The organism is Kitasatospora sp. NPDC036755, from assembly GCF_040636595.1.
In the GTDB taxonomy this organism is placed as follows: domain Bacteria; phylum Actinomycetota; class Actinomycetes; order Streptomycetales; family Streptomycetaceae; genus Kitasatospora.
Genome location: NZ_JBEZUT010000383.1, coordinates 1 through 7,618, shown reverse-complemented (window position 1 = coordinate 7,618; position 7,618 = coordinate 1). Strand labels below are relative to the sequence as shown.

Annotated in this window: 5 protein-coding genes and 2 pseudogenes; 3 read left to right on the top strand and 4 right to left on the bottom strand. The window is 74.0% G+C overall.

Features of this window, described 5'->3' with window-relative positions:
* Window positions 1-30: 30 nt before the first annotated feature.
* The 4 genes from AB0E96_RS35765 to AB0E96_RS35750 form a co-directional block, all read right to left on the bottom strand.
* Window positions 31-2,412 carry a DUF3488 and transglutaminase-like domain-containing protein gene (locus AB0E96_RS35765; protein WP_359830085.1) on the bottom strand — a complete coding sequence of 794 codons (2,382 nt, stop codon included), beginning with the start codon at window positions 2,410-2,412 and terminating at the stop codon, window positions 31-33.
* Window positions 2,409-3,731, bottom strand: a complete 1,323-nt coding sequence (locus AB0E96_RS35760) for a DUF58 domain-containing protein (RefSeq protein WP_359830084.1) — start codon at window positions 3,729-3,731, stop codon at window positions 2,409-2,411. Before AB0E96_RS35760 ends, AB0E96_RS35765 begins: the two co-directional genes overlap by 4 nt.
* A 1-nt stretch (window position 3,732) precedes the next feature.
* Window positions 3,733-4,647: a MoxR family ATPase gene (locus AB0E96_RS35755; protein WP_359830087.1), complete on the bottom strand. Its 915-nt coding sequence runs from the start codon at window positions 4,645-4,647 to the stop codon at window positions 3,733-3,735.
* 386 nt (window positions 4,648-5,033) lie between these two features.
* Window positions 5,034-5,576, bottom strand: coding sequence for a carbonic anhydrase (locus AB0E96_RS35750; protein ID WP_359830082.1), 543 nt, complete (start codon window positions 5,574-5,576; stop codon window positions 5,034-5,036).
* A 537-nt stretch (window positions 5,577-6,113) separates the two neighbouring features.
* Between AB0E96_RS35750 and rsmH the strand changes: the two genes are divergently transcribed.
* From rsmH to rplC, 3 genes and pseudogenes are all read left to right on the top strand, one after another.
* On the top strand, window positions 6,114-7,088 hold the full coding sequence (rsmH, locus tag AB0E96_RS35745; protein ID WP_359830080.1) for a 16S rRNA (cytosine(1402)-N(4))-methyltransferase RsmH: 975 nt from the start codon (window positions 6,114-6,116) through the stop codon (window positions 7,086-7,088).
* Between the two features lie 106 nt (window positions 7,089-7,194).
* Window positions 7,195-7,491: pseudogene (locus tag AB0E96_RS35740) on the top strand (cell division protein FtsL); the annotation flags it as partial.
* A gap of 34 nt (window positions 7,492-7,525) precedes the next feature.
* Window positions 7,526-7,618, top strand: a pseudogene (rplC, locus tag AB0E96_RS35735) (50S ribosomal protein L3); the annotation flags it as partial.

Below are 7,618 nucleotides of genomic sequence, written 5' to 3'. Positions count from 1 at the left end.
GATTGCCGACGATCACACCCCACAAGGGCACTACGGGAAAACGAAGTTGACCAGACTCGAACACACGTTGGCCACACCGGTCACCACCTCTCCCGCGCCGTCGGAGATCCGCCACCACAGCTGCGCCGAGGACGGCGGCAGCAGCAGCGCCCTGGTCCGCCCGGCCCGTCCGGCGTTCGCCCGCAGGCCGCGCCGGACGGCACGGACGTCGGTGGCCAGCGGCTCGGTGAGGTGCTGCCCGGGCGGGGCGTAGAGCACCCGCTCGGTGGCCAGCGCCAGTCGGCCGGTGGCCGCCGCCGAGTCCGCGTCCAACTGCGCCTCCTCGGTGATCCGACGGGCCGTCGAACGCGGAGTGCGTGACTCGTCCGGGGGAATTCCGAGGTCCCAGGCGGAGTCGATCAGCTCGTCCCAGGCGGCCAGCACCTGGGCGTCGGTCAGCTCCGTCGGCCCGCTGCCGCCGGGCCCGCGCCGCCCGCCGCCGCCCAGCCGGCGACGGCGCACGGCGGTGCGCCAGAGCATCGGGACGAGCAGCAGTGCGATCAGCGCGAGCACCGCGGCCAGGGTGCCGAGCACCTGGCCGGAGAGCAGCCAGGACTCCTCGGAGGCCTTGGCGACGGCCTTGTCCTTGGCACCGCACTCGCCCAGTTGGCGCTGCTTCACGGTGCAGTCCGAGCTGGAGCTCGGCGCGGGGGCGGCCGAGGCGGTCTGCGGGGCGGCGGTCGCGTGCTGGGTCGGCGCGGTGGTCGGGGTGGTGGACGCCTCGGTGTAGCGGGCCGGGACGCCGCGGCTCGGGGTCGGCTCGAAGCGCATCCAGCCGTAGCCCGAGAAGTACAGCTCGGGCCAGGCGTGGTACATCCGGCCGGTCACCGAGTAGACGTCGCCGCCCTTGCTGTCGCCGGGGGTGAAGCCCACGGCCACCCGGGCCGGGATCTTCAGCGTCCGGGCCATCGCCGCCATGGTGGAGGCGAAGTGCACGCAGAAGCCCCGGCGGTCGCGCAGGAACACGGTGATGGCGTTGCTGCCGGTGCCGCCGTTGACCGAGGTGTCGTACGTGAAGTTCGGTCCGGTGAACCAGTTGACCAGTGCCGTCGCCCGGTCGTAGTCGTTCTGCGCGCCCGCGGTGACGCTCCTGGCCTGCTCGGCGACCTGGGCCGGCAGGTCGGCCGGGAGGGCCGTGTAGTGCTCCCTGACGTCGGACGGCGCGGTGGCCGCGAGCCGCAGCTCGGTGGCGGTGGGCTGCACGTCCAGGGCGCTGACGTGGTACTGCAGGCCTCGGATCGCCTTGTCGTTGGCCGGCAGGACGGTGCGGGTCAGCGGGTCGAGCTTCCAGTCGCCGCGGTTGGGGACCTGGACGGCGGCGGCCGGGTAGGGCATCGGCAGCCAGCTCCCCTCCAGCTTGTCGCTGATCGTGAAGTCGCCCTCGATCCGGGAGAGCTGGGCGTTGCGCAGGCCCTCCGGGGTGGGAAAGGTCACCGGGAGGTCGTTGACCGTGGTGCTGCCGAGTTTCCAGTTGGTGCCGTCGAACTGGTCGAGCGAGCCGGTCCGCAGGTAGATCTGGTCGGCCAGCGGGCTGTCCAGGCTGTACCTGAGCAGCTCCGCGTCGGTCGGCTTGGTGACCGCGGCCTCCAGGCTGACCAGCGGGTCGAGTCTGGTCGACAGGCTCCCACCGGCGCTCTTGCCGCCCGATCCGCCGGAGCCGGAGCCCAGCAGGCCGGAGCTCCAGTGCGGCAGGACCACCGGCAGCAGCAGCGCGACCGCCAGGGCCAGCACGCCGACCTGCCGCCCGCCCGGGCTGACCCGGCCGGACTCCACGGAGCCGCGCGCGCCGCCGTAGAACACCCGGCCCCAGCGGGAGACCCGGTCCTGGCCCTCGGCGAACAGCAGCAGCAGGTAGCCGGCCGCGGCGACGGCGAACCAGACCCAGCTGCCGTGCTCCCCGGCCAGGCCGTTGCCGACCGAGTACAGCGCCAGCAGCGGCAGCCCGGCCAGCGCCGAGCGCCGGTACGTCACCGCGACGGTGTCCACCGCGACGGCGATCAGACCGATCGCCGAGACCAGGATCAGCCGCAGCCCGGCGGTGGGCGGAGCGGGGATGGCGTACTGCTGTATGTCGTCCAGACCGGACGAGAAGACCTGCTCCAGCACCCGCATCGTGGCCGGCCCGGGCAGCACCCCGCCGGCGCCGGCGAAGCCGAGCAGCAGCAGAAGGAGCAGCGCCAGCAGCTGCCCGAGCGGCACCGTCCAGCGGTACAGCGGGGAGCGGCGCAGGCCCGCGCCGACCACGGCGATCACGGCGACCACCAGGACGGCGTGGGTCAGCCAGCTGCGGGTGGTCAGCAGCGGCATCATGCACAGCGCGGCGAGGGCGGTGGCCAGCGCCGAGTACACGGTCAGTTTGGCCCGGGTGGTCACGCGCCGGCCTCTTCTCGTTCGGGAGCGGTCGTCCTGCTGCCGTCGGCGGCCCGCCACAGGTCCGGTACGGAGTCCCCGGCGCGCACCGGGATCACCGTCCAGCCGGACTCGCGCAGCTTCCGGACCCGGTCCCGGAAGTCGTCGCCGCCGGTGCCGGGGGCGAGCATCCGCAGGCCGGCCCAGGTGCCGGTGTCCAGCAGGAAGGCGATCGCCCCGCCGGCGCGGCTGCGCAGCCGGCCCAGCCGGGCGGCCTGGGCGTCGTCCAGTTCGGCGAGGACGGCGACCAGCAGACCCTCGCCGCCGGACCGCAGCAGGTCCTCGGCGCGGGAGAGGGTGCCGCCGTCGGACAGGTCGGCGACCGCGAGCGCGTCCAGGATCAGCCCGGAGGTGTCGGCGGCGCCGTGGCCGGCGCCCGCGCCGGGCCCCGGCACCGACTGGCCGGTATCGGTGAGCATCCGGGTCTGGTAGCCGCGCTCCAGCAGGTGCGCGGAGACGGAGGCGGCGCAGCCGACCGCCCACTCGAAGGAGGAGGCGGGGCCGCTGCCCCGGTGGGCGATCTCCCGGGTGTCCAGCAGGACGGTGGCCCGGGCCTGCTGGGGCTGCTCCTCGCGGCGCACCATCAGCTCGCCGTACCGGGCGGTGGAGCGCCAGTGCACCCGGCGCAGGTCGTCGCCGGGCCGGTACTCGCGCAGGATCACGTCGTCGTCGCCGGCCAGCGCCAGGGTGCGGCTGTGGTTCTCGCCCTGGCCGATCCACTCACCGCTGAGCCGTACCGACGGCAGCGCCTGGATCTGCGGGACGACGGTGAGGACGTCGGAGGCGGTGAAGGCGCGGGTCACCTCGCACATCCCGAACGGGTCGGACAGCCGCAGCTGGAGCGGCCCGAGCGGGTAGCGGCCGCGCAGGTCGGAGCGGACCCGGTAGGAGACCTCGCGGTGGCCGCGCGGCTCGACCCGGTCCAGCACGAACCGCGGGCGCGGCCCGAGCACGTACGGGACCTTGTCCTCCAGCAGCAGCACGCCGGTGGGCACCCGGGAGACGTTGTCGACCCGCAGGTGGACCCGGGCCTCCTGGCCGGCGACCGCCCGGCGCGGGCTGAGCCGGCGTCCGCTGGCCACCCGGTAGCGGGTGTTGGCGACCACCACCACGGCGACCAGCGGCAGCGCGGCGAGCAGGACCCCGACGCGCAGCAGCGCGTCCTGGTCGAGCAGGTAGGAGCAGACCACCGCGGTCACCCCGGCGGCGAGGAAGGACCGCCCCCGGGTGGTGAGGCCGCGGAACCCCGCCCGCAGCCCCGATGCCGAGTCGGACTGGGCCACCTCAGCCCCTCCGGACGGCCGGGCCGCCCTGCGGGCGCGGCAGCGGCAGCCGGGCGACCAGGTCCGCCACGATCTGCTCGGAGGTCCGGCGGCTGAGCTGGGTCTCGGCGGTCGGCATCAGACGGTGAGCCAGGACCGGGACGGCGAGGCGCTGGATGTCGTCCGGGGTGACGTAGTCGCGCCCGTCCAGCGCGGCGGCGGCGCGGGCGGCCCGGACCAGGTGCAGGGTCGCGCGCGGCGAGGCGCCCAGGCGCAGCTCGGGGCTGGTGCGGGTGGCGCCGACCAGGTCGACGGCGTAGCGGCGGACCGGGTCGGCGATGTGCACGGTGCGGACCAGGTCGATCAGCTTGAGGATGTCGGAGGCGTGCGCGACCGGCTGGAGGTCCTCCAGCGGGCTGGCGCCGCCGTGCACGTCCAGCATCGCGAGCTCGGCCTCGGGGCTCGGGTAGCCGATCGAGATCCGGGCCATGAAGCGGTCGCGCTGGGCCTCCGGCAGCGGGTACGTGCCCTCCATCTCGACCGGGTTCTGGGTGGCCACGACCATGAACGGCGAGGGCAGCTCGTAGCTGGTGCCGTCGATGGTGACCTGGCGCTCCTCCATGGACTCCAGCAGCGCCGACTGGGTCTTCGGCGAGGCGCGGTTGATCTCGTCGCCGACCACGACCTGGGCGAAGATCGCGCCCGGGCGGAACTCGAAGTCGTGCCGCTGCTGGTCGTAGATGTTGGTGCCGGTGACGTCCGAGGGCAGCAGGTCGGGCGTGAACTGGATGCGGCGCACGGTGCAGTCGAGGGAGCGGGCGAGCGCCTTGGCCAGCATGGTCTTGCCGACGCCGGGCACGTCCTCCAGCAGCAGGTGGCCCTCGGCGAGCAGGACGGTCAGGGCGATCCGGACGGCCTCCGGCTTGCCCTCGATCACGCTCTCGACGTTGGCGCGGACGCGGTCGACGACCGCGGCGAGCTCGGGGAGCTCGACCTGCTGGTACCCGTTCGCCCTCTGCCCGCCCCCCGCGGGACTGCCGAGTCCGGCCTGATCGTTGTAGCTCGTCACCCGTTTACGCTCCCTGGCACCCTGTGCCCGCCCCGTTCCGGGGCCGGACCCCACCCCATGCTTGACGCGGCCGTCCCGGGGGCGGTTCCGAAGGCGGATCCGGCGCCGGGATGGCGGCCTGCGGCCTGGCCGCCCCAGGTGGTTCGGGGTCCGACCGGCAGGCGCATTCTCCCCCGCGGGATGGCCAGAAGTCACCATTCGGAGTCGCCCGAATGCCCGGACGGCGTCGGCCGGGCAGGGTCGGGTCGGGGCGCTCAGTCGATCTCGCGCAGCAGGCCGGTGTGGACGTCGAAGACGAAGCCGCGGACGTCGTCGGTGTGCGGCAGGAAAGGAGAGGTGCGGACGCGCTGCATCGACTGGCGGACGTCGCCGTCCAGGTCGACGAAGGCCTCCACCGCCCACTGCGGGCGCTGGCCGACCTCCAGTTCCAGCTCGCGGCGGAAGTCCTCGGTGAGCCCGAGCAGGCCGCAGCCGGTGTGGTGGATCAGCGCGATCGAGCGGGTGCCGAGGGCGCGCTGGCTGATGGTCAGGGACCGGATGGTGTCGTCGGTGACGACGCCGCCGGCGTTGCGGATGACGTGCGCGTCGCCGAGTTCGAGGCCGAGCGCGGCGAACAGGTCGAGACGGGCGTCCATGCAGGCGACCACGGCGATCCGCTGGACCGGGCGGGCGTCCATGCCGCCGTCCCGGAAGGTCACCGCGTAGGTGCGGTTGGCCGTGACGAAGCGGTCGATGACGGTGGGTCTGGCGGGATCGGCAGCGGCGTTCGGCGAGGGCCGGTCGGGTGTCACTGTCATGGGGGCGACGTTAGTGGCGATCGGGACCGTGCGGTGGGGCCGGGAGCTACAGAACGGGGCGCCGCTATCGAGAGCATGGCGACAACGGGCGGGTCCGCCGGCCGCCCCCGCGGCGGCCCGCACGCGGGGGCGGGCAGGGGGCGCGCGCGAGCCGCCGAAGGCCCCCGATCCGAACCGCTTCCGGTCCGCCCGCACGGCCGCGACCTGCGATGATCCATTCCGCCGCCCGGGTGGTGCGCCGGAGCGGACCATTGACTGACGGGGACCGCGCGATAGAGTTCGTCGCGCAGTGGAGCACACCCGCCGGGGCCCGTCAACGGGGCCTTCCCGGCCGGTGCGGCCCGGTCGACGCGGCCCGTGGCCTCCTCCCGCTCCGTGCCCACCTGGCGCACCTTCCCCGGCGCCGGGCGGTCACGACCTTCCCCTCGAGCGGGCGGGGACCACGGGCCGCTTCGTCGTGCCGGGGCACGGTGGGCGAGAATGGTCGCAGCTCCCGGACGTCGGGCTGCTCCGCACCGAGGAAGGGCGCCACCGCGCATGACCACCAACGAACCGGGCCCCAAGCACGTTCCGGTGATGCTCCAGCGGTGCATGGACGCGCTGGCCCCGGCGATCTCGCGCCCCGGTGCCGTCGTGGTGGACGCCACCCTCGGCCTCGGCGGGCACAGCGAGGCGCTGCTCACCCAGTTCCCGGAGGTGCGGCTCGTCGCGGTGGACCGCGACCCGGCGGCGCTGAAGCTGTCCGGTGAGCGGCTGGCCCCGTTCGGCGACCGGGCGACCCTGGTGCACGCCGTCTACGACGAGATCCCCGAGGTGCTGGAGCGCCTGGACATCGACCGGGTGGACGGCGTCCTGTTCGACCTCGGCGTCTCCTCGATGCAGCTGGACGAGGCGGAGCGCGGCTTCGCGTACGCGCAGGACGCGCCGCTGGACATGCGGATGGACCAGACCCGGGGGATCAGCGCGGCGGAGGTGCTGAACACCTACAGCCACGGCGCGCTGGCCCGGATCCTCAAGGTGTACGGCGAGGAGCGGTTCGCCGGGAAGATCGCCTCGGTGATCCTGCGGGAGCGGGAGAAGGAACCGTTCACCAACAGCGCGCGTCTGGTCGAGTTGGTGCGCAACGCCATCCCGGCGGCGACCCGCCGGACCGGCGGGAACCCGGCCAAGCGGACGTTCCAGGCGCTGCGGATCGAGGTCAACGGCGAGCTGGAGGTCCTGGACCGGGCCATCCCCGGGGCGCTGGACGTCCTCGCGCTCGGCGGTCGGATCGTGGTGATGTCCTACCAGTCGCTGGAGGACCGGCTCGTCAAGCAGTACTTCGCCGCCGGTGCGACCAGCACGGCTCCGCCGGGGCTGCCGTTCGTCCCGGAGGAGCACCAGCCCTGGCTCAAGTTGATCACTCGCGGTGCCGAGCTGGCCACGGAGGAGGAGATCGAGGAGAACCGGCGCGCCGCGCCCGTACGGCTGCGGGTGGCGGAGAGGATCAGGGACCGAAGCAAGCGGGGCTGACGAACCGGCCCCGGCGGGGTCCGAAGGGCGGAGGAAAGCAGTGGGGCCGGTGGCCGGTGAGGTCCGGGCGGGGCGGGGAGGACTCCCCGGGCAGGGCAGGGCGCGGATCACGGTCCGGCCGGGCAGGCGTCCGGCACAGAGGCGCACACCGTTCGCGGTGCTCATCGTGGTGCTGCTGGCGGCCGGGCTCCTCGGCCTGCTCGCACTGAACACCGCGCTCAACGAGGGCTCCTTCGAGCTCTCCCGACTGCAGAAGCAGACCACCGTGGCGACCGACGAGCAGCAGGGCCTCCAGCACGAGATCGACCAGAGCTCGGCCCCGGACGCGCTGGCCAAGCGCGCCGCCGAGCTGGGCATGGTCCCGGCCGGCGGGATGGCCTTCCTGGACGTCCCGAACGGCAAGGCGGTCGGCACCCCGGGGCCGGCGCAGGACAGCCAAGGGCCTGCGCATGGCCGGTCGGATGGGCCACGAGCGTGTGACCACCCAGAACCTGACCGTGCACGCGGTCGACGCGGAGAAGGGTCTGCTG

What these genes read in the sequence shown, in the direction of transcription:
- AB0E96_RS35750 (WP_359830082.1), bottom strand. Translation starts at nt 5,576, where the DNA reads ATGACAGTGACACCCGACCGGCCCTCGCCGAACGCCGCTGCCGATCCC.
- rsmH (WP_359830080.1), top strand. Translation starts at nt 6,114, where the DNA reads ATGACCACCAACGAACCGGGCCCCAAGCACGTTCCGGTGATGCTCCAG.